Annotated in this window: 1 pseudogene; it reads left to right on the top strand. The window is 66.5% G+C overall.

The annotated features are described in order from the left end of the window. Positions 1-212, top strand: a pseudogene (locus tag PMES_RS16520) (AAA family ATPase); the annotation flags it as partial.

The raw sequence follows: 212 nt of genomic DNA, 5'->3' as shown, positions 1-212 counted from the left end.
GCCACTGCGCAACGTCGCGGCCCTCGCGACCCTGATCGAGAGGGCGCGCACCCGCGCGCACAGCCTGCCGGGCATGGCCACGTTCTATGGCCCGTCGGGCTTTGGTAAGACCACGGCCGCGCTGTTTGCGACGAACAAGTTCCGCGCCGTGACGGTGCAGGTCAAAAGCACCTGGACGGCCAAGCATCTGTGCAAGTCGATCCTGACCGAGA

This window comes from Profundibacterium mesophilum KAUST100406-0324 (genome assembly GCF_009835145.1).
GTDB classification, from domain to species: Bacteria; Pseudomonadota; Alphaproteobacteria; order Rhodobacterales; family Rhodobacteraceae; genus Profundibacterium; species Profundibacterium mesophilum.
This window is presented reverse-complemented; position numbering and strand designations above follow the sequence as displayed.